This window comes from Pseudomonas sp. GW821-FHT11G12, from assembly GCF_058808055.1.
Map to the genome: position 1 here is coordinate 352,204 of NZ_JBXARH010000002.1, position 19,340 is coordinate 371,543.

The 19,340-nt window shown below is 60.5% G+C and carries 17 protein-coding genes; 6 read left to right on the plus strand and 11 right to left on the minus strand.

Annotated features, from left to right (window positions below; translation table 11 throughout):
* Nucleotides 1-15 precede the first annotated feature (15 nt).
* Both AC1RR7_RS09315 and rep read right to left on the minus strand, forming a co-directional pair.
* A complete protein-coding gene (locus AC1RR7_RS09315; protein ID WP_007920398.1) occupies nucleotides 16-588 on the minus strand; it encodes a xanthine phosphoribosyltransferase in 573 nt (190 codons plus the stop codon).
* Between the two features lie 57 nt (nucleotides 589-645).
* Nucleotides 646-2,655 (minus strand): DNA helicase Rep, encoded by a 2,010-nt coding sequence (gene rep / locus AC1RR7_RS09320; protein WP_085731399.1) that lies wholly within the window; start codon nucleotides 2,653-2,655, stop codon nucleotides 646-648.
* 264 nt (nucleotides 2,656-2,919) lie between these two features.
* On the opposite strand from rep, the gene AC1RR7_RS09325 reads away from it, so the two are divergent.
* Nucleotides 2,920-4,593 carry a putative bifunctional diguanylate cyclase/phosphodiesterase gene (locus tag AC1RR7_RS09325; protein ID WP_493157198.1) on the plus strand — a complete coding sequence of 558 codons (1,674 nt, stop codon included), beginning with the start codon at nucleotides 2,920-2,922 and terminating at the stop codon, nucleotides 4,591-4,593.
* A 44-nt stretch (nucleotides 4,594-4,637) separates the two neighbouring features.
* On the opposite strand, the gene AC1RR7_RS09330 is transcribed toward AC1RR7_RS09325, so the two are convergent.
* Nucleotides 4,638-6,035, minus strand: coding sequence for a NorM family multidrug efflux MATE transporter (locus AC1RR7_RS09330; protein ID WP_493157200.1), 1,398 nt, complete (start codon nucleotides 6,033-6,035; stop codon nucleotides 4,638-4,640).
* A 157-nt stretch (nucleotides 6,036-6,192) separates the two neighbouring features.
* On the opposite strand from AC1RR7_RS09330, the gene AC1RR7_RS09335 reads away from it, so the two are divergent.
* On the plus strand, nucleotides 6,193-7,113 hold the full coding sequence (locus AC1RR7_RS09335; RefSeq protein WP_493157202.1) for a LysR substrate-binding domain-containing protein: 921 nt from the start codon (nucleotides 6,193-6,195) through the stop codon (nucleotides 7,111-7,113).
* Nucleotides 7,114-7,294: 181 nt separating this feature from the next.
* The gene (locus tag AC1RR7_RS09340; protein WP_102620718.1) at nucleotides 7,295-9,271 is read left to right on the plus strand and encodes a methyl-accepting chemotaxis protein; all 1,977 of its coding nucleotides are present in this window, start codon (nucleotides 7,295-7,297) and stop codon (nucleotides 9,269-9,271) included.
* 14 nt (nucleotides 9,272-9,285) lie between these two features.
* Here AC1RR7_RS09340 and AC1RR7_RS09345 read toward each other — a convergent pair whose 3' ends face one another.
* The 7 genes from AC1RR7_RS09345 to AC1RR7_RS09375 form a co-directional block, all read right to left on the minus strand.
* Nucleotides 9,286-9,999 carry a phosphocholine cytidylyltransferase family protein gene (locus tag AC1RR7_RS09345; RefSeq protein WP_493157204.1) on the minus strand — a complete coding sequence of 238 codons (714 nt, stop codon included), beginning with the start codon at nucleotides 9,997-9,999 and terminating at the stop codon, nucleotides 9,286-9,288.
* A 19-nt stretch (nucleotides 10,000-10,018) separates the two neighbouring features.
* Nucleotides 10,019-10,615, minus strand: a complete 597-nt coding sequence (locus AC1RR7_RS09350; protein ID WP_493157206.1) for a gamma-glutamyl-gamma-aminobutyrate hydrolase family protein — start codon at nucleotides 10,613-10,615, stop codon at nucleotides 10,019-10,021.
* Nucleotides 10,612-12,927, minus strand: a complete 2,316-nt coding sequence (locus tag AC1RR7_RS09355) for a PEP-utilizing enzyme (protein ID WP_493157208.1) — start codon at nucleotides 12,925-12,927, stop codon at nucleotides 10,612-10,614. The genes AC1RR7_RS09350 and AC1RR7_RS09355 overlap by 4 nt, the downstream gene beginning before the upstream one ends.
* Nucleotides 12,928-12,933: 6 nt before the next feature.
* Nucleotides 12,934-13,683, minus strand: coding sequence for a class I SAM-dependent methyltransferase (locus tag AC1RR7_RS09360; protein WP_096817321.1), 750 nt, complete (start codon nucleotides 13,681-13,683; stop codon nucleotides 12,934-12,936).
* Nucleotides 13,680-14,228, minus strand: coding sequence for an adenylyl-sulfate kinase (locus AC1RR7_RS09365; protein WP_493157210.1), 549 nt, complete (start codon nucleotides 14,226-14,228; stop codon nucleotides 13,680-13,682). The genes AC1RR7_RS09360 and AC1RR7_RS09365 overlap by 4 nt, the downstream gene beginning before the upstream one ends.
* Before the next feature lie 74 nt (nucleotides 14,229-14,302).
* On the minus strand, nucleotides 14,303-15,508 hold the full coding sequence (locus tag AC1RR7_RS09370; RefSeq protein WP_244142421.1) for a hypothetical protein: 1,206 nt from the start codon (nucleotides 15,506-15,508) through the stop codon (nucleotides 14,303-14,305).
* Between the two features lie 333 nt (nucleotides 15,509-15,841).
* Complete coding sequence (locus tag AC1RR7_RS09375; RefSeq protein WP_192559282.1) at nucleotides 15,842-17,335, minus strand: YifB family Mg chelatase-like AAA ATPase; 1,494 nt, start codon at nucleotides 17,333-17,335, stop codon at nucleotides 15,842-15,844.
* Between the two features lie 323 nt (nucleotides 17,336-17,658).
* Here AC1RR7_RS09375 and AC1RR7_RS09380 point away from each other — a divergent pair, with 323 nt between their 5' ends.
* Nucleotides 17,659-17,937 (plus strand): type II toxin-antitoxin system RelE/ParE family toxin, encoded by a 279-nt coding sequence (locus AC1RR7_RS09380; protein ID WP_096817328.1) that lies wholly within the window; start codon nucleotides 17,659-17,661, stop codon nucleotides 17,935-17,937.
* A gap of 7 nt (nucleotides 17,938-17,944) precedes the next feature.
* The gene (locus AC1RR7_RS09385; RefSeq protein ID WP_096817330.1) at nucleotides 17,945-18,250 is read left to right on the plus strand and encodes a HigA family addiction module antitoxin; all 306 of its coding nucleotides are present in this window, start codon (nucleotides 17,945-17,947) and stop codon (nucleotides 18,248-18,250) included.
* 46 nt (nucleotides 18,251-18,296) lie between these two features.
* Here the strand turns inward: AC1RR7_RS09385 and AC1RR7_RS09390 are convergent, their stop codons facing one another.
* Nucleotides 18,297-18,563: an accessory factor UbiK family protein gene (locus tag AC1RR7_RS09390; RefSeq protein ID WP_096817331.1), complete on the minus strand. Its 267-nt coding sequence runs from the start codon at nucleotides 18,561-18,563 to the stop codon at nucleotides 18,297-18,299.
* 413 nt (nucleotides 18,564-18,976) lie between these two features.
* On the opposite strand from AC1RR7_RS09390, the gene glnK reads away from it, so the two are divergent.
* Nucleotides 18,977-19,315, plus strand: coding sequence for a P-II family nitrogen regulator (gene glnK, locus AC1RR7_RS09395; protein ID WP_002555808.1), 339 nt, complete (start codon nucleotides 18,977-18,979; stop codon nucleotides 19,313-19,315).
* Nucleotides 19,316-19,340: the final 25 nt, after the last annotated feature.

The following is a 19,340-nucleotide window of genomic DNA, read 5'->3' on the forward strand; positions in this document are numbered from 1 at the left end:
CTGCGGTGTTGCGGGTTACTCGATGAAAGTAACCACGCCATCCTTCAGCGATTTCACGCGAGCCAGCGACTCGACGCGGTAACCCTGCGAATCCAGCTCCGCACGGCCGCCCTGGAACGACTTCTCGATCACGATGCCCAGGCCCGCGACGGTGGCGCCGGCTTGCTTGATGATCGAAATCAGCGCCTGGGACGCCTTACCGTTGGCCAGGAAGTCGTCGATGATCAGCACGCGGTCACTGCTGGTCAGGTGACGCGGGGAGATGGCCACGGTGCTTTCGGTTTTCTTGGTGAACGAGTATACGGTCGCCGACAGCAGGTTTTCAGTCAGGGTCAGGGACTGTTGCTTGCGGGCGAAGATCACCGGCACGCCGAGGTTCAGACCGGTCATGATCGCCGGGGCGATGCCCGACGCTTCGATGGTGACGATCTTGGTGATGCCGGAATCCTTGAACAGCGAGGCGAATTCGTCGCCGATCAGCTTCATCAGGGCCGGGTCGATCTGGTGGTTCAGGAAGGCGTCGACCTTCAGGACCTGGTCGGAAAGCACGATGCCTTGTTCGCGGATTTTCTGGTGCAATGCTTCCATGAAGCTGTCCTCATTTGGCGCTTTGTGCGCCGAAGGTCTAGTAAAAAGTGGTCAATTCTAGCGCTTTAACATCGCGCGTATATCAGCCAATGCGCTATTGCCCCGCACGGCTTTGACTTCGGTCGGTGTGTCGTCGTTGCCTTCCCAGGCCAGGTCGTCCGGCGGCAGCTCATCGAGGAAGCGGCTTGGCGCGCAATCGATGATCTCGCCGTACTGTTTACGCTTGGCAGCGAAGGTGAACGCCAGGGTCTGGCGTGCGCGGGTGATGCCCACGTAGGCCAGGCGGCGCTCTTCTTCGATGGTGTCGGCTTCGATGCTGGAGCGGTGCGGGAGGATTTCCTCTTCCATGCCCATGATGAACACGTAAGGGAATTCCAGACCCTTGGACGCATGCAGGGTCATCATCTGCACGCCTTCGGCGCCGTCTTCCTCTTCCTGCTGACGTTCCAGCATGTCACGCAGGACGAGTTTGCCGATGGCGTCCTCGACGGTCATTTCGCCGTCTTCGTCTTTTTCCAGGGTGTTCTTCAAGGCTTCGATCAGGAACCAGACGTTGCTCATCCGGTAGTCCGCAGCCTTGTCGCTGGAGCTGTTGGTGCGCAGCCAGTTCTCGTAGTCGATGTCCATGACCATGCTGCGCAGGGCCGAGATCGGGTCTTCGCCGGCGCACTGCTCGCGCACCTTGTCCATGAAGCGCTTGAAGCGCGACAGGCGATCGGTGAAGCGGCTGTCCAGATGCTCGCCGAGGCCGAGTTCGTCGGTGGCGGCGTACATCGAGATCTTGCGTTCGGTGGCGTAGTTGCCGAGTTTTTCCAGGGTCGTCGAGCCGATTTCCCGGCGCGGTACGTTGATCACGCGCAGGAAGGCGTTGTCGTCGTCCGGGTTCACGATCAGGCGGAAGTAGGCCATCAGGTCTTTCACTTCCTGGCGGCCGAAGAAACTGTTGCCGCCGCTCAGACGGTACGGCACCTGATGGTGCTGCAGTTTCAGCTCGATCAGCTTGGCCTGGTAGTTACCGCGATAGAGGATCGCGAAATCACTGTACGGGCGATCGGTGCGCAAGTGCAGGCTGAGGATCTCCATCGCCACGCGCTCGGCTTCGGCGTCTTCGTTGCGGCAGCGGATCACGCGGATCTCGTCGCCGTGGCCCATCTCACTCCACAGCTGCTTTTCGAATTCGTGCGGGTTGTTCGAGATCAGTACGTTGGCACAGCGCAGGATGCGGCTGGTGGAGCGATAGTTCTGCTCCAGCATCACCACTTTCAGGGACGGGTAGTCGTCCTTGAGCAGCATCAGGTTTTCCGGCCGCGCGCCGCGCCAGGCGTAGATCGACTGGTCGTCGTCGCCTACCACGGTGAACTGGTTGCGCTTGCCGATGAGCATTTTCACCAGCAGGTACTGGCTGGCGTTGGTGTCCTGGTATTCGTCGACCAGCAGGTAACGCACCTTGTTCTGCCACTTTTCGAGGATGTCGGCGTGCTCTTCGAAGAGCTTCACCGGCAGCAGGATCAGGTCGTCGAAGTCCACCGCGTTGAACGCCTTGAGCGTGCGCTGGTAGTGGGTGTAGACGATGGCGGCGGTCTGTTCCTTGGGGTTGCGGGCGTTTTCCAGGGCTTCGGCCGGCAGGATCAGGTCGTTCTTCCAGGCGCCGATCATGTTCTTGATCTCGTCGACGCCGTCGTCGCCCGCGTATTCCTTCTGCATGATGTCGGTCATCAGCGACTTGACGTCGGTTTCGTCGAAGATCGAGAAACCGGGTTTGTAGCCCAGCCGTTCATGTTCCTTGCGGATGATGTTCAGGCCCAGGTTGTGGAAGGTGCAGACCGTCAGGCCACGACCTTCGCCGGCACGCAGCAGGGTGCCGACCCGTTCCTTCATCTCGCGTGCGGCCTTGTTGGTGAAGGTCATGGCGACGATGTACTGGGCACGGATGCCGCAGTTCTGGATCAGGTGCGCGATTTTGCGCGTGATCACGCTGGTCTTGCCGGAGCCAGCACCGGCGAGCACCAATAGAGGGCCGCCGACGTAGTTCACGGCTTCTTGCTGCCGGGGATTGAGTCGGGACATACGAAAATTCGGGAGTCGTTGACGAAATGGGCCGGCATTTTAACAGGCTCAGCGATTTGTGCTGCTCTCTCCGACTTGTGACGCAGCACGCGATTCAAATTTGCCGGTTTTGTTACTTTCACGCAGGATGCGCGGTGATTTTGCGGCTAATGTTCTCATTCGTGACACAAAATAACGTTTTGATAACCGTTGTCATTTGGTCATTGGTTGGCAGAACGGCATAATGCCCGCCGCCCACATCATTGCAGAGTCTAGGGAGTCAGCTTGACTACGCCTGTCGAACCCTTGCGTTTGCTGCTACTGGCCGAAGAGCCAGCGTGGACAGCGTTATTGCGCGAGTGTCTGGCTCCGTTGGGGAGTGCGGCGGTGCTGATCAGCGCGCCGAACTGGGAGTCGGTCAGCAGTCTGTTCGAAGACAACCGCCATGCGGTGTTGTTGACCGTTCCTGCTTTGCAGCCGGCGCCCGGCCGGTGCAACCTGCCGACGGTGTTGCTGCTGGAGCACGAGCCGGCGACCGCACCCGATGGCGTCAGTGACTGGCTGGTGTTCGATGCCCTCGATGCCGGCATGCTTCGCCGTTGCCTGCGCCATGTGCGCGAACGCGGCGTGCTGGAAAACACCCTGCAACGCCTGGCCGAACAGGATCCCTTGACCGGCATCGCCAACCGTCAGGGTTTCCAGACTCTGCTCACGGCTCGGCTGGCCGAAAACGACGGTCGCGGCCTGGCCCTCGGGCACCTCGATCTCGACAACTTTCGTCACGCCAACGACGCCCTCGGCCATCAGGCCGGCGACCGCCTGATCCTGCAAGTCGTCGCACGGCTGAAAAGCCAGCTGGAGGCCGGCGATCAACTGGCGCGCCTGGGCAGCGACGAATTCGCCTTGCTGATCGACACCCGCCGCGCCCCGCAACGGGCTGAATGGATGGCCGAACGCATCACCGAAGCCTTGGCCGAACCTTACTGGGTCGATGGCGAAAGCCTGCTGATCGGCTCCAGCCTCGGTATCGCCCATGCCCGCGCCCAGGGCGGCGCCGATCCGTTGATGTGGCACGCACACATCGCCATGCAACAGGCGAAGAGCACGCAAGGCTGCACCTTTCACATCTTCAACGAGCGGATCAACCGCAATGCGCGAAGCATAGCCGACCTCGAAAGCGAGCTGCGCCGGGCCTTGCGTCGCGATGAGCTGGAGCTGCATTACCAGCCGCGTCTGAACATGCAGGACGGCCAGATTGTCGGCCTCGAAGCGCTGGTGCGCTGGCGTCACAGTGAGCGCGGCCTGCTGCCGCCGAGCGAATTCGTGCCGCTGGCCGAGCAGAGCGGTCTGATCGTGCCGCTGGGTTACTGGGTGATTTCCCGGGCTCTGCGTGACATGCAGGCCTTGCGCGAACGCGGATTGCCGGCGCTGCACATGGCGATCAACCTGTCGTTCCGCCAGTTCCAGGACAGCCAGTTGCTGCCGACGCTCAGTCGTCTGATCGCCGAGCGCGGTGTCGAGGCGCAGTGGCTGGAATTCGAACTCACCGAAACCGCCGTGATGCGCCGCAGCGACCTGGTCAAACAGACCATGGACGCCCTTGGCCGCCTTGGCGTGCGCTTCTCGCTGGATGATTTCGGCACCGGATTCTCGTCTTTCGTGCACCTCAACAGCCTGCCGATCACCTTGCTGAAGATCGACAAGAGCTTCGTCGGCGGCATGGAACAGCGCGAAGAGAACCGCAAACTGGTGCACGCGATGATCAATCTCGCGCACAATCTGCACCTGGAAGTGGTGGCCGAAGGGGTGGAAACCCCGGAGCAGATGGAATTGCTGCGCGGGTTCGGCTGCGATCAGGTGCAGGGGTATCTGATCAGCAAGCCGTTGCCGCTGGCGGAGCTGGTTGAATACCTGACCTTCGATGCGAGTCAGCAGCCACCGCTGGAAATCGTGGTTTAACCACAGAACCCTGTGGGAGCAAGCCTGCTCCCACAGGGAAACACCTATTCAGGCTGGGCGACGGCGAACGGCTTCGAGGGTGCGGGCTCCAGACGAATCATCCGCTTCATCTTCCATTCGAACGCCAGCGTCAGGCTGATCGCCGCGCAGGCCAGCCCCAGCGCCAGTCCCCACCAGACGCCAGTTGGCCCCCAATGCAGATGGAACGCCATCAGCCACGCCGCCGGCGCGCCGATCAGCCAGTAGCAACCGAGTCCGACCAGAAACGTGGTTTTGGCATCCTTCAGCCCACGAATACAACCCATGGCAATGGTCTGCGTGCCGTCGAACAGCTCGAACCACGCCGCCACCGCCAGCAGGCTCACGGCCAGCCGAATCACCTCGGCAAACGCCGGGTCGTTATGGTCGAGGAACAAACCGACCAACTGGTTCGGCAACAGCCAGAACACCATCGCAAACCCCAGCATCACCACTGCACCGAAGACGATTCCGACTCGCCCGGACATTCGCGCATCGTTCAATTGCCCGGCGCCGTAATGCTGGCCGACGCGCATGGTGATCGCGTAGGACATTCCCGCCGGCACCATGAACGCCACCGAGACGATTTGCAGGGCAATCTGGTGCGCCGCCAGTTGGGTGCTGCCCATGGTGCCCATGCACAGCGCCGCGAAGGCGAACAGCCCGACTTCCACCGCGTAGGTGCCGCCAATCGGCAGGCCCAGGCGCCACAATTCTTTCAGGTACTGCCGGTTCGGCCGCGACAGGCCCTCGCGTAGCGGGTAAGCGTCGTAGGCCGGATGCCGACGGATATGCCACGCCAGCCCCAGCGCCATGCAGTTGGCCACAATCGCGGTAACCAGACCGATCCCCGTCAGCCCCAGTTTCGGCAGGCCGAACATGCCGGTGATCAACGCGTAATTGAGCAGGAAGTTGGCCACGGTGCCGGCGAGGCTGATGACCATCACCGGCGTCGCCCGGCCGATGGCGCTGGTGAAACCGCGCAGGGCCATGAAACTCAGGTAGCCGGGCAGGGCAAACGGCAGCGCGATCAGAAACTGTCCGGCCGCGTTGACGTTGGTCTCGGTCTGGCCGAACAGCAACAGCACCGGTTTCAGATTCCACAGCAGCAGCCCGGCACCGAGCGCCATCAGCCACGCCAGCCACAACCCGGCCTGGGTCAGCTTGGCGGCGCCAATGATGTCGCCGGCGCCCTGACGGATTGCCACCAGGGTGCCGACCGCCGCGATCACGCCGATGCAGAAGATCGACACGAACGAATAGCTCGCGGCGCCCAGACCGCCACCGGCCAGCGCTTCGGGGCTGAGGCGGGCCATCATCAGGGTGTCGGTCAGCACCATCAGCATGTGTGCCAACTGCGAGGCAATCAACGGCCCCGCCAGCCGCAGGATGGCCCAGAGTTCGGTACGCACAGGACGCTGCATGGTGTTCACATCCGTATAAAGAGGGAGCAAGAGACCGTCGATTCTCAGGGTTTGGCGCGGCTTGCACAAAGGGATAAAAAGGATGGGTGGCATGATTAAAACTCATCCAGGAGCAATTCTGCTAAGTTGGCGCAATCCCGCCATTGGAGCGCTGTACATGTCCCGTCGCCTTCCACCCTTGTATGCCCTGCGCGCATTCGAAGCGGCGGCACGCCACAGTTCGTTCACTCGCGCTGCCGAAGAACTGTCGATCACTCAGAGTGCGGTCAGCCGGCATATCCGCACGCTCGAAGAGCACTTCGCCTGTCGGCTGTTCCATCGCAGCGGACGCAATTTGCAACTGACCGAATCGGCGCGCTTGCTGCTGCCGGGCATCCGCGAGGGGTTCGCCGCGCTGGAGCGAGCCTGCAATACCTTACGCGCCGAAGATGACATCCTGCGCATGAAGGCCCCGTCGACCCTGACCATGCGCTGGTTGCTGGCGCGGCTCAGTCGCTTCCGCCATTTGCAGCCGGGCAATGAAGTGCAACTGACCAGTGCCTGGATGGACGTGGATTCGGTGGACTTCAACAACGAACCTTTCGATTGCGCGGTGCTGCTGAGCGACGGGCATTTTCCGCCGGACTGGGAGGCCAGCCTGCTGTTCCCGGAAGAGCTGATTCCGGTCGGCGCCCCGAGTCTTTTGCACGACCAGCCCTGGGATGTGATGCGACTGGCCAGCGCCGAATTGCTGCACCCGACGCCGGATCGCCGCGACTGGCGCAGTTGGCTGGAGCACATGGGACTGTCGGATCAGGTATCGCTCAAGGGCGGGCAAGTGTTCGATACCCTGGAACTGGGGATGATCGCGGCGGCCCGGGGGTATGGCGTGTCGATGGGCGATTTGCTGATGGTGGCCGAAGATGTCGCGCAAGGGCGTTTGAGTCTGCCGTGGCCGACGGCGGTTGCCAGCGGGCTGAATTATTACCTGGTGTGGCCAAAGACCCGTCCGGGAGGTGAACGTTTGCGCCGGCTCAGCGACTTCCTGCAAGGCGAAGTCCACGCCATGGTGCTGCCGCCGGTCACGCGCTTGAGCTGAAACGTTCGAGCCGCCACAATGCCGGCCTTCGGCCATAACCCCGCTGAGTACTCAAGTATTCGGTTTTACCGCCGAATACGTGCAAGTGGGACCGTCGTGCCGGTTCCAGGCTTCACCCCCATTATTAGAATTTTCCGAGCCGCGATCAGGGAGGATCCGCAGACTCGGCCAGGAGCTGTCCATGTCTCAACCTCGCGCCCGGATCGCCTCGCAGCTGGGCCTCGCGCTCGCCGTGATACTGGCGGTTGTCATCAGTGGCAGTACGGTGTTCGCCCTGCGTTCGCTGGACACCGCCAACCTCGCCACCCGTGAAGAACACCTGGCCAGCGAGGCACGTCTGCTCGCCGACCAGTTGAGCACCTTCCACGGCACGCTGCGTGAAAGCACCCAGCGCCTGAGCGGGTTGTTCGAGAAGCGCTTCAGCGCTGGCCTGAGCATTCACCCGAGCGAGCCGGTCAGTGTGGCGGGCACCCAGACCCCGGGCCTGCACCTGGGCAGCGAAGTGTTGAACAACAACTTCAAGGAAGTCGACGAGTTCAAGCAGATGACGGCGGGCGTTGCCACGCTGTTCGTGCGCAGCGGCGAAGACTTCGTGCGGGTCAGCACCTCGCTGACCAAACAGGATGGCACCCGCGCCATCGGCACCTTGCTCGATCACGCTCACCCGGCCTACGCAAAGTTGATGGCGGGCCAGGGCTACGTCGGCCGTGCGCTGCTGTTTGATCGCTCCTACATGACTCAGTACACCCCGGTGCGTGACAGCAGCGGCAAGGTGATCGCGGTATTGTTCGTCGGCTTCGATTACACCGACGCGCAAAACGCCCAGTTCGACAACCTCAAGCGTTTCCGCATCGGCCAGAGCGGCTCCCTGGCGCTGCTGGACGAACAGAATAAATGGCTGGTTGCGCCAGCGGGCGTGCAGGCGCCGGATCAAGCGGTGCCGGTGGTCAACGGTCTGGCGAAGACGCCGGGCAAGGGCCGGTTCTGGAGCGACAAGTCCGAAGACTTCTACAGCATCGCCGTACCGTTCGAGGGTGGACCATGGTCTGTGGTGGCGAGCATGCCGAAATCCGAGATCCGCGAAGTGACCTGGAGCGTTGGCATCCAGTTGGCCATCGGCAGCCTGCTGGCGATGCTGATTGCGGTCGGTTCGGCGGTGTGGCTGCTGCGCAGCAAACTGCAACCACTGGGTGATCTGGTGCGTCAGGCGGAAGCCCTGGGTGCCGGCGATCTGAGCGTGCGCCTGAACGTTTCGAGCAACGATGAAATCGGTCAGTTGGCCCGTGCCTTCAACCAGATGAGCCAGGCGCTGTCGACCATGGTCGAGCACATCCGCCGCGCTTCGGAAGAGGTCAACAGCCGTGCGCAGGCGCTGTCCGGTTTGTCCGGCGGCGCGTATGAAGGCATGGAGCAGCAGTCCGGCGAGATCACCAGCATGGCGGGTGCGGTTGAAGAGTTCTCCGCCACCTCGCTGAACATTGCCGACAACATGGGCAACACCCAGCGTCTGGCCCAGGAAAATGCCCAGCAGACCCAGATCGGTCGCAGCTCCATGGAAGAAGCGTCGTCCTCGCTGGAACAGATTGCCGGTGCGCTGAACACCACGGCGACTGTAATCAACACGCTCGGTCAGCGCTCCCAGGAAATCGGCGGCATCGTCAGCGTGATCACCTCGATTGCCGAACAGACCAACCTGCTGGCACTCAACGCTGCGATTGAAGCGGCCCGTGCCGGTGAACAGGGTCGCGGCTTTGCTGTGGTGGCTGACGAAGTGCGCAATCTGGCGTCGCGCACGCGTCAGGCGACGGACGAAATCTCCGGGATGATCCACAGCATTCAGCAGGAAACCGGCAACGCCATCAGCACCATGGAGCAGGGCAACGTGCTGATGCAGGAAGGCCTGTCGCGCAATGCCAACGTCGCGTCGGCGCTGGCGCGGATCGATGAGCAGAGTCGTTCGGCGGGTCAGCAGTTCGCGGCGATCACCACCGCGACTCAGGAGCAGAGCAGCACCGCGACGTTGTTGAGCAGCAATCTGCAGAGCATCGCGATGGCCAACAGCGAGCAGCGCGAGGTGGTGTCGAACCTGGCCATTACGGCGAAGGAGCTGGAAAGCCTGGCGGCCGACCTGCGCCAAGAGGTCGACCGCTTCCGCTGAGAGGGCGTATCCGCTTACTGGTACGCGCAGAGGTCTTCGCTGGAGTCGACCTCTCCCCATTCTCCCGTGTAAGCAACGGCTTCGACGGGAACCCGGCCAGCATCGATGACGCGCTGCAGCGTGTTGGTCATGTGCATCTTGTCGCGTTGTTCCGGGGTCAGTTCGGCTCGTAGCCGAACGACCTCTGCCCAGCCCTCGGGGGTGAAGCGCAGCAGTCCCATGTATTGGCCCTGAACTTCGTCCACCGATTGCGGCTTGTTGCCGATTTCCGCCAGCGTGCCGGCGTCGGTCAGGCGGAACGTTTCGGCATCCAGTAACGGGTCGCCGAAACGTTGCGTCCACAGTTCCAGCCAGTTGGGGTCATAGGTCACCGCCAGTGATGCCGTGTTGGCCATCAACGACTGAACGGCCGCCGGGCTGTAGAAAATATCGGAATAACTCACGAGGCACGGCTGCCCCTGCAGCCACGATTCGGCGCAGGCCAGTGACGACACCATGTTGGTGTCCGCCCAGCGCGGGTTGTGAAACTCGATCAGGCCACGGTCGGCCAGCAACTCACGCTTATAGCCGGTGACCACGGCGATTTCACTGATACCGGCCGCGCGCAGGGACTCCAACTGCCATTCGAGCAGGGGTTTGCCCCGCAACTCGACCAGGCACTTGGGCCGCTCATCCGTGAGGCTTTTCATGCGACTGCCACGTCCGGCAGCCAGAATAATGGCTTTCACAACACGTCTATCCCGTGGGTTATTGAGAGGAGTGGGGTTCGCCGAACAACTGCCGGATTCGCTGAAGATCGTGGAAGGCAAAATCCGCTTCACGTTCCGGGTGCCACATCCAGCCTTCCCACGGCAGCTGGAGGTGGCGGATGGCTTCGATTTCCCCGTCTTCGCTGCGCGCCATGACTTCAAACCCCTGCGGGCAACTGGCAAGAGCGAGGCCGTGATAGCTGTTCACTTCGGCGACGATCCGGCCGGACAACTGATGCCGGGTTCGCACATGACCGGTGACCGGTTTCAGCCCGCCGCCGGACCAGTGCGCCAGCATCTGCATGCCGCGACAAATGCCCAGCACTGGCAACTGACGCGCGCGCGCGTGATCCAGCAGCTCGCTTTCGGTACGGTCGCGGGCCGGGCACTGACCGATGTCATTGCCCCCCGACAGCACAATGGCGTGTGGCGCGACAGCCGCCAGCCAGTGATCGAGCGGCAAACCGTTGGGCACTGGCACCGGGACAAAACCGGCTGCCAGAAGGAAACCGATCAGTCGCTGATCCAGCGCATCACGGGTTTCTCCGCGTTCCGGATGACTGTCCACTCGCTGACTGACGGCGACAACCTTCATGTCATCATCTCCACCCGGCGGCCCGGGCAATCCAGGTGCAGGAAATCTGCGGTTGACCAGCGCCGGTAAAGCACTTCCCCCGCACCAATGACGGCCGGCAAGCCCAGCTCGCCGGCACGGATCGCCATGTGCGAATTGGCACCGCCCCACGCTGTGATCAATCCGGCAATCGGGTAGGCGAACAGCCAGTCGAACCCCGGATCGGCGTTGGGAATGCAGACGATCGCCCCGGCGAGTTTGTCCCGGTCGTCGCACAGCACAACCGGCGCGGTCACGCGTTTCTGGGTGATGAAATTGGGCGCCGTTTCCGGCCACTCGAAACTCCAGACATCTTCCGGTCGGGTGATCACCGGCGGCAGGGAGACCTTGAGCGTCTCGGCATAGCGCGCCTTGCCCTGTTCGATGCTGCGCAGCAGCACCTCTTTCGGATCCGCTGCCGCCACGTGCAATTCGGTGAAGGCGCGGATATCGCAATAGGCCAGGTCTTCGCGACCGATGCCGTGCTCGGCACCGACTTGCGCAATCAACGCCAGCGCGTCGGAGAGATTGCGGGTGAAGTGAAACTTGGCCAGTTCCCGCAGTTCGATACCGTTTTGCAGGAAGTCCAGCAAACCGACCGGATCGGGCTGCAAGCCATGGGCTTCGAGCAGTTTCACGATCTCGCGCATCTGTGGCAGCGTCAGCGAAAACGGTTGAAGCGGTTCCGGAGCGGCTGGACGTTGAGTCCAGTCGAAATAAAGCTCCGGCGCTTCATCGTAGCGGGGTGAAAGGATGTCGTAGGTGCCCGGTCGCAGATGCCCGTAACGCGCCAGGAAAGTCGTCTTGTCGAGCGTCGCCCGGTCGCGTGCCAATTGCCCGCTGACGGTGGAAACACCGGCCATGAACGCATCGTAGTCTGCCTGCGAAAACACACCCACGGTCACCAGCGACCTGAGCATCTGCACGGCGACGAAGCCGGCGCGCGCCAGACCGGCGAAGGGCAGGGTGCCGTAGCGTTTCGCATCTTCCAGCAGCCAGTAAATGCGCTCCAGCGGATCGGCATCGGAAGCCAGCAACTCATCGCGGCGGGCATTGAGCACATCGAGTTTGTTGGCATCGCTGCGCCACAGACCGTCCTTGGGGTGGACGATACGGTTGGTCAGCTTGCGCAGACTGGTGCTGATCGCGTCCAGCTCGTGAGGCTGGAAGCCTGCATCGGCGAGGCGTTCCAGTTGTTGCGACAGATCCAGGGTGTAGCACGAGAACACGATCTCGAACTCCACCTTGTCGTGGAGTGTCGGTTCAGCCAGCAATCGATCGATGTAGTAGTCGACCAACCGCCCGGCCAGATCTTCATCAAGGTCTGCCGGAATGAAGGAGTTGAACGACAAGCGCACATCGATATAGGGCAGGCCGAAAAAATGCGGCATCAGCGGAAAGCTGCGCAGGTTGCGGTAGCCGTAGTTGTGACGCTGGTAGGCCCAGATGGAGTCGGTCACCAGGTCCCGGTACAGCGAGAGTGCCAACGGCTTGGGCCGGATACCGATGATCTCGGCCGGGTTCCAGTCAGGCATCACGCCATAGACCGTGCGCTGGCCGATCAGGAATGGATGTGGACGCATGCCGCGCGCCACTTTGCGCTGAATGCTTTCCAGACGGGCCGATTGCTCTGCATCGGATTCCGGACGGGAAGGCAGAATCAACGGCCGGGCCTGTAACAGCCAGAGCACTTCGCCTTCGGTTTCACGGGTGACTGCAAACTCGCAGTCGACAGGCCCGCCACCGAACAGCTCCAGCAACTCTTCGAGCAAGCCGACCACAGGCGCGAGCGCCGCTGGTGCTGAAACCTTGCTGTGGGCCGCCTGCTGCCAGAGCCGACCGCCCATGCCACCGGTCACCGAGGCCGTGTCGCTGCCTTCCGACCAGTTCACCACCCGATATGGCGCGCAGGTGTTGGGGTCGTGGGAAAACGCCACGCCGGAGCGCAGCACATTCCCCAGCATGGGCTGGACCAGGATCTCGTCCGACGGATACACCTCGCCATAACTGGCGATGACCTGTTCAACCGCCGAGGCCAGCCCTGTGTCATCGACATCCGGGATCGACAGGAAGGCGCCCGCGAAGGACGCCTGGGCGCCGTCTTCGCGTCCGCAGCTGGAACGCACGATCCAGGGAGCGGCAGGCAGCCGCCCCCGGATAGCCTGGACACAGGCTTGCCGATCCCGTTGCCAGTCCGCCACGGTGAATGCCAGCAGCGGCGCAATGCGGGCCGACGCGAGTCGTCCTTGCAGGCTGGACAGCGTGCCGGCCTTGGTAGAGAAATGCAGGGCCATCAGGCGTTATCTCAGCTGAGCGACCCAAATGTTCGTCGAGTACGGAATCTGGATCGAAGGCGTCTTCAGGCCTTTCAGGTAGTCGTCGATGGCGCTGATCACCTCGTGGAAGTTCGCACCGGCCTGACGCTCCAGCGTGGCGTGGGAGCGCCAGGCTTCCAGGCATTCTTCAATGCTCTGCTCGTGAATGACACGGGCGTCCAGGTGTACGACCGGGCCGAACAGTTCGCTGGCGTCGATCACGGCCGTCTGGTCTTCGCGACGGGTGCCGTAGCCATAACCCGGTACGCGCTCCTTGATGATGGCTTCGATCCGGGCCTGGATCGGGTCTTCGAGATTGCGGTGGTTCCACATGCAGGCGAACCAGCCACGAGGCTTGAGAATGCGCGCGGTTTCTTTCAGGGCCTGCTGGCGGTCGCAGACGTTGAACGAGCTGCCGAAGGTGACCATGTCGAACGCCTGGGTCGCTTGACCGGTCACTTCGCCGGTGCCTTCGTGCCATTTGACATTGGCCAGCTCGGCGGTGCGCTTGATGCCGTTGGCGCGCATAGCATCGTTGGGCTCCACGGCGGTGACGTCCAGGCCACGAGCGGCCAGCATCAGCGTCAGGTGGGCAACGCCAGCACCCACGTCGCAGAACTTGTCACCCTGTTCGGCACCTGCGATCGAGAGCATCGCGTCGATGGCGGCATCGGCGTAGTCAGGACGCTTCAGATAGGCGTCGGCCAGGGTGGTGTAATCCCATTCGGTTTTCATACCAGATTCCTTGTATAAATTTTATTGAGTAAATCGTCTGCCAGGCTTTGCCCGGAGCGCAGGGGGGCGAATTCAACCAGCCAGTCCGCCGCTTGCGGTTCATCAATGGGCAGGTCAAGTCCGGCAACGTTGTTCAGTTCACCGGCATGAAACCGACGGTAGATGCCCTTGGGATCCCGGCGGCTGAGTTCCTCTACCGGTACTTTCAGGTAAACCTCGAAATAACCGGGCAGATGGGCGCGGTTCCACGCATGAACTTCACGAAACAGCGAGATCGTCGCGATCACCACGGTGTGGCCTTGCGCCGCGATCATTCTGCAGAGATGGGCGTATTGCATGGCCAGCGCGAGTCGACCTTCACGGCCATGGTTCTGCGAGTTGGCGGCGGTGGCGCCGAACACCTCGCGCAATTCATCGCCATCGAGCATCACAACCGATTGGCCATCGCTGCGCAGACGGGCAACGAGCTCATCGGCCAGCGTTGATTTGCCGGCGCCGGAAAGGCCCGTAATCCATATCACCTGCGCGCGAGGGTCACATTTCATAGCATTCTGACCAGTGTTCCGTGTGGGTAAATGGCGTTGAACCTTGCGGCAGGTTCAACGCGCTTTATCTGTGTTCAGTCACGTTCTTTGATATTGCCAAAGGAGTCGATGGTTAACTGGCAGAACATCGAATCATGCTTGTTTTCGATCAAGTCATGAAACACATCCTGCGGTAACGGCAAGTTGCGGTACTGCGTTTCGTAGAACTTCTTGTATATAAAGTAATTGTCGTCGGGGGACATCAGGCTGAAGCCCAGTGCCAACTCTTTTAGTTCGTCGCCGTTTTTCGCAATGGGCAGCAGGTTATTCATCTGTTGCAGCCAGGCGTCGACAATCGGATTGCATTCATCGGAGGTCGGAACGTAATAGATTGGCAACTTGCACGAGTTGAGCATGAACGAAACACCACCGGTCGAGGCGTCGGTAATGATGGTGTCGCACTGCTGGTAGAAAACCGTGCTGCTGGTGCCTGGCTCGTCTATGGTGATCCAGTCATACACAGAGAGCTGTTTGCACAGGTCCTTCAGGGTTGGATGCTCGAGGTCGGCCATGTACGGACGCAGGATGAACCGGGCATGTGCAATCTGTGACCTGACGGCATTGATCACGGTTTGCAGGTTTTCGTACAGCGATGCGCCACTTGGGCAAATGCCCAATTGGGTCGGCAACAGCCCGACAACGTAGTCCCCCGACGCCTTGTTCGACACCGGAGCGGACTCGAAGAATCGGGGGACCTTGATTGGCAACGTCGCGACCGGACTTGTCTTGCGCATGTCGGTGCGCAATGCAATGCCATCGGCAATCAGGGATTTCAGGGCTTTTCTGTCGGGTCTGTAGCGTTGCAGGCCGGTTTTGATCAGGTCAAAACCTGATCGGGATGAAGCAATGACCACGTCCCAATAGGACGTCAGTTCGGCGTAGTAATACTTGTCCTTGGTCGGCATTCCGATATTGCCGTGGGTCATGAAGATGCCAAAGTTCGAATCGTCGAGCAGGCGGCCAACCCAGGCGTCGTTTGAAATGACGATTTGTGATTCCAGGTTCGAAATCTCTTCTACACCTACCTGCTGAACCGGGTAGTCGAGGATCTCTTCTGCCTCTTGCCGGCTCAGCCCCGTCTTGTCTGTTTGCAGGACGATGCAGTTGTAGGTGTTGCGCAGGGCATTGAGCGCAGGGATCAGGTATTCGAGGTATGTTTTGCCGCCACGGGTGACATTGCTGATCAGATAGACGTTTTTCATTATTGACTGGTACTTATAAAATTTGCCGTGGCAAAACAAAGTTGGATCAGCTGGGTGCGCGTGGACAATTAATTGATTGATATTGTCTTGGCGCGTTCGCCATTGAAATCTGTCATGGGCAGTTGTTTTTAGTCTGCCGTCTCATGACGATTTTAATTGATCAAGTATATTGCGCCCGGTGGGCTGAAGAGATCTTTTCCATGATGTGCCGCCTCCATTTTATATTGCTTTAAAGTTTGAGCTTTTAACTAAAGGCTCTGGTGCCTGATGAAGAGCGCCGTCGTTATATCACATCTTGGCTAATGGCTATCAGCGTGCGCGGACTTTATTCTCAGCCGGCACAGACCACTTGCAAACAGCCTGTCCATACCGTCATTGCGTCGCTGGGCGATACTGAAGCGCTTCGGCCAGATGTTCGCGGGAGATGGCATCAACCTTCTCTATATCGGCCAGTGTCCGTGCAACCTTGAGCAACCGATGCGCCGAACGCAGTGAAAGTGTCAGCCGTTCGCATGCAGACTCCAGCCAGTGTTCATCGGTTGTGGATAACTTGCAGTGTCTGCGCAACCCCGGCAGATCCAGAAATGCATTGGCGCAGCCTTGACGCTTTTGCTGTAGCTCCCGGGCTTCGGCGACCTGAATCGCTGCACTGGCACTGTCCTCGCCGGGTTTGATTGCCGGGTTCAATGCAGTGGCTTCCCTTGCAACGGTCAGGTGCAGGTCGATCCGGTCGAGCAACGGCCCCGACAGCTTGTTGCGATAACGCTGCACCATGTCCGGGGTGCACGAGCAACGCCCCGTTGGCTCGCCAAGATATCCACAAGGGCACGGGTTCATCGCCGCGACCAGTTGAAAACGTGCGGGGAAGCGCACGCGATCCTTTGCGCGCGCGATGACGATATGCCCGGACTCCAGGGGTTCGCGCAGAACCTCCAGTACCTTGCGATCAAACTCAGGGAGTTCGTCGAGAAACAGCACGCCGTGGTGGGCGAGGGTGATTTCGCCGGGCTGAGGTTTTGAGCTGCCACCGACCAGTGCCGGTCCGGAGGCCGAATGGTGAGGTTGGCGAAAGGGCCGTTGCGGCCAATGGGTGAGCGGGGCGCCACTGGCGACCGACTGAATCGCTGCAACTTCCAGCGCCTCACTCTCGGCCAGAGGCGGAAGCAACCCCGGCAATCGACTGGCCAGCAACGTCTTGCCCGTTCCCGGTGGCCCGCTGAGCAGCAGGTTATGCGCACCCGCCGCCGCTATCAGCAGCGCCCGCTTGGCGGCCAGTTGACCCTGAACTTCATTCAGGTCGGGATAGGGTCTGGTGGCATGGATCAACCCGTCCGAAACATAAGGTTCGATCGGCGTATGCCCATTGAAATGCGCCACCGCCTCCAGCAGATGATCCACCGCGATCACCTTCAGCCCTGATGCCAGGCACGCTTCTTCGGCATTCGCCCGCGGAACCATCAGCGTCCGCCCGGCCTTGCGCGCCGCCAGTGCCGCCGGCAATACCCCGCGCACCGCCCGCACCGCGCCGGACAACGCCAGTTCACCCAGGCATTCCACGTCATCCAGCGTCAGCGTCGGCACTTGCACACTCGCCGACAGAATCCCCAGCGCAATCGCCAGATCGAACCGCCCGCCATCCTTGGGCAAATCCGCCGGGGCCAGATTCAGCGTGATCCGCCGCGCCGGAAACTGCAGCCCGGAATTGATGATCGCACTGCGCACCCGATCCTTGCTCTCCTTCACTGCTGCCTCCGGCAACCCGACCATGGTCAGCGAGGGCAAACCATTGGCCAGGTGGACTTCGACGGTGACGGCGGGAGCATCCACGCCAATCTGGGCGCGACTGTGGACGATGGCGAGGGACATGGGCATTCCTTGGGTTGAATCGGGGGCCGCTTCCTGCGGGTTTTTGAAGGGTAGTCGGGGAGGACGGTGTTGGAGGGATGGTTGCTTGGGCAAACTTTCACTGGATGTTGCGGGGCAGAACTGAGGAAGCCCTCTCCAGCATTGCAAGCAGATGTGCCGGGTTTTCTTGTAGGAAATGCTGAAGTTTTTTGTGGGGCTTAGATGGGCTGAGTAGTCCGTTTCCTAAAATATTGAGAGACCATTGTGAAACCTCAATGGGCCATTTGCTTTCAAGGATTCCACGAATAAACTCAAGATTAATGCATAACGTTAAGCTTTAAATTATGATCGTTAGCTTTAAGTGTTCTGAAACCGAATACCTGTTCTGCAGCGGTAAAACCCGTTTCTGGTCAGCCATATTGAGTGTCGCGGAACGTAAGCTGACGATGCTTGATGCGGCAGCTGTACTCGCTGATTTACGATCTCCTCCGGGTAATCGACTCGAGGCTCTGGAGGGGGATCGAAAAGGGCAGTACAGCATTCGAATCAACGCCCAATGGCGAATCTGCTTCGTTTGGGGCCTCAATGGACCCGAGGATGTCGAAATCGTCGATTATCACTGAGGTGAGTATGACTAAGAATGGTATGCGCCCGGTTCATCCAGGCGAGATCCTCAAGGAGGAATACCTGGAGCCTCTGAACCTGACAGCTGCTGCATTGGCCAGAGCTTTGAGTGTCTCCACGCCAACGGTGAATGACATCGTCCTGCAGCGCCGAGGTGTCAGCGCGGATATGGCGCTCCGGCTTTCCATATGCCTGGATACCACCCCTGAGTTTTGGCTCAACCTGCAATCGACTTACGATCTGCGCAAGGCCGAGATTGAACGGGGGGCATCAATTAGAGATCAAGTTGAGCGACTTGCTCGCTGTGCCTGATCGCTACAAAAGAAAGAACCCCACGTTGAATGACGTGGGGTTCTTTTTATTCGGTTTCTGAAGGCGGCGTCAGCTTCGCTTCCAGCTCAGCCACCTTCGCCTCAAGGCTCTCAAGCCGAGCGCGAGTCCGCGCCAGCACCACCATCTGACTATCAAACTCTTCCCGGCTCACCAGATCCAGTTTGCTAAAGGCACTTTGCAGCAGCATCTTGAACTGGCTTTCGATTTCGGCTTTTGGCAATGGCGTGTCGCCGCTGAACAGGCGGGAGGCGGTGCCGCTCAGGGCGTCGAGGAAGTCTTTGGGCGCGAGCATGGGATATGTCCTGGAAACAATGGCCGGCAGTGTATCACGCAGTGTCTATAGTCATTTGCGTTGGCCGGGATGCACGCTTTTCGCGCAAAAGGACGAACGGCTGCGCACCGTTGTTGTGCGTATCCCGTGTGCCATTTCGGTGATGGCATCGACGGCCGCGGCCAAGGGATTGAAATCAGGGGGGTTTGGCGAGATGGCAAGCTTTCTGCTTAGTCGGTAGTGACCCATGCACTGATGCAGTCGCTGTGACGAATGCAGTGCGGCAGGCGGAGCGGGGAGTTTCGTCAGCAGCGGTTAGCTGGCGTCAGTCGGGCAGGTAGGGCCGACGATGCGTTACAAAGCCAGGCACTGCGCTTAGACTTGAGTCGGGTTTGTTTTCCTGGGGCAAGTCCACCAATTCGGGAGAGAGTTTCATGAAGCTAGTCACTGCCATCATCAAGCCGTTCAAGTTGGACGACGTGCGCGAGTCGCTGTCCGAAATCGGCGTGCAGGGCATTACCGTTACTGAAGTCAAAGGCTTCGGGCGGCAGAAGGGTCACACCGAGCTGTATCGCGGCGCGGAGTACGTGGTCGATTTTCTGCCCAAGGTGAAAATCGACGTTGCCATCGACGACAAGGATCTGGATCGGGTTATCGAAGCGATAACCAAGGCTGCCAACACCGGCAAGATCGGTGACGGCAAGATCTTCGTGGTCAATCTGGAACAGGCGATTCGCATCCGTACCGGCGAAACCGATACCGACGCGATTTAAACGCCGCCACAAACCCAACGCCCCA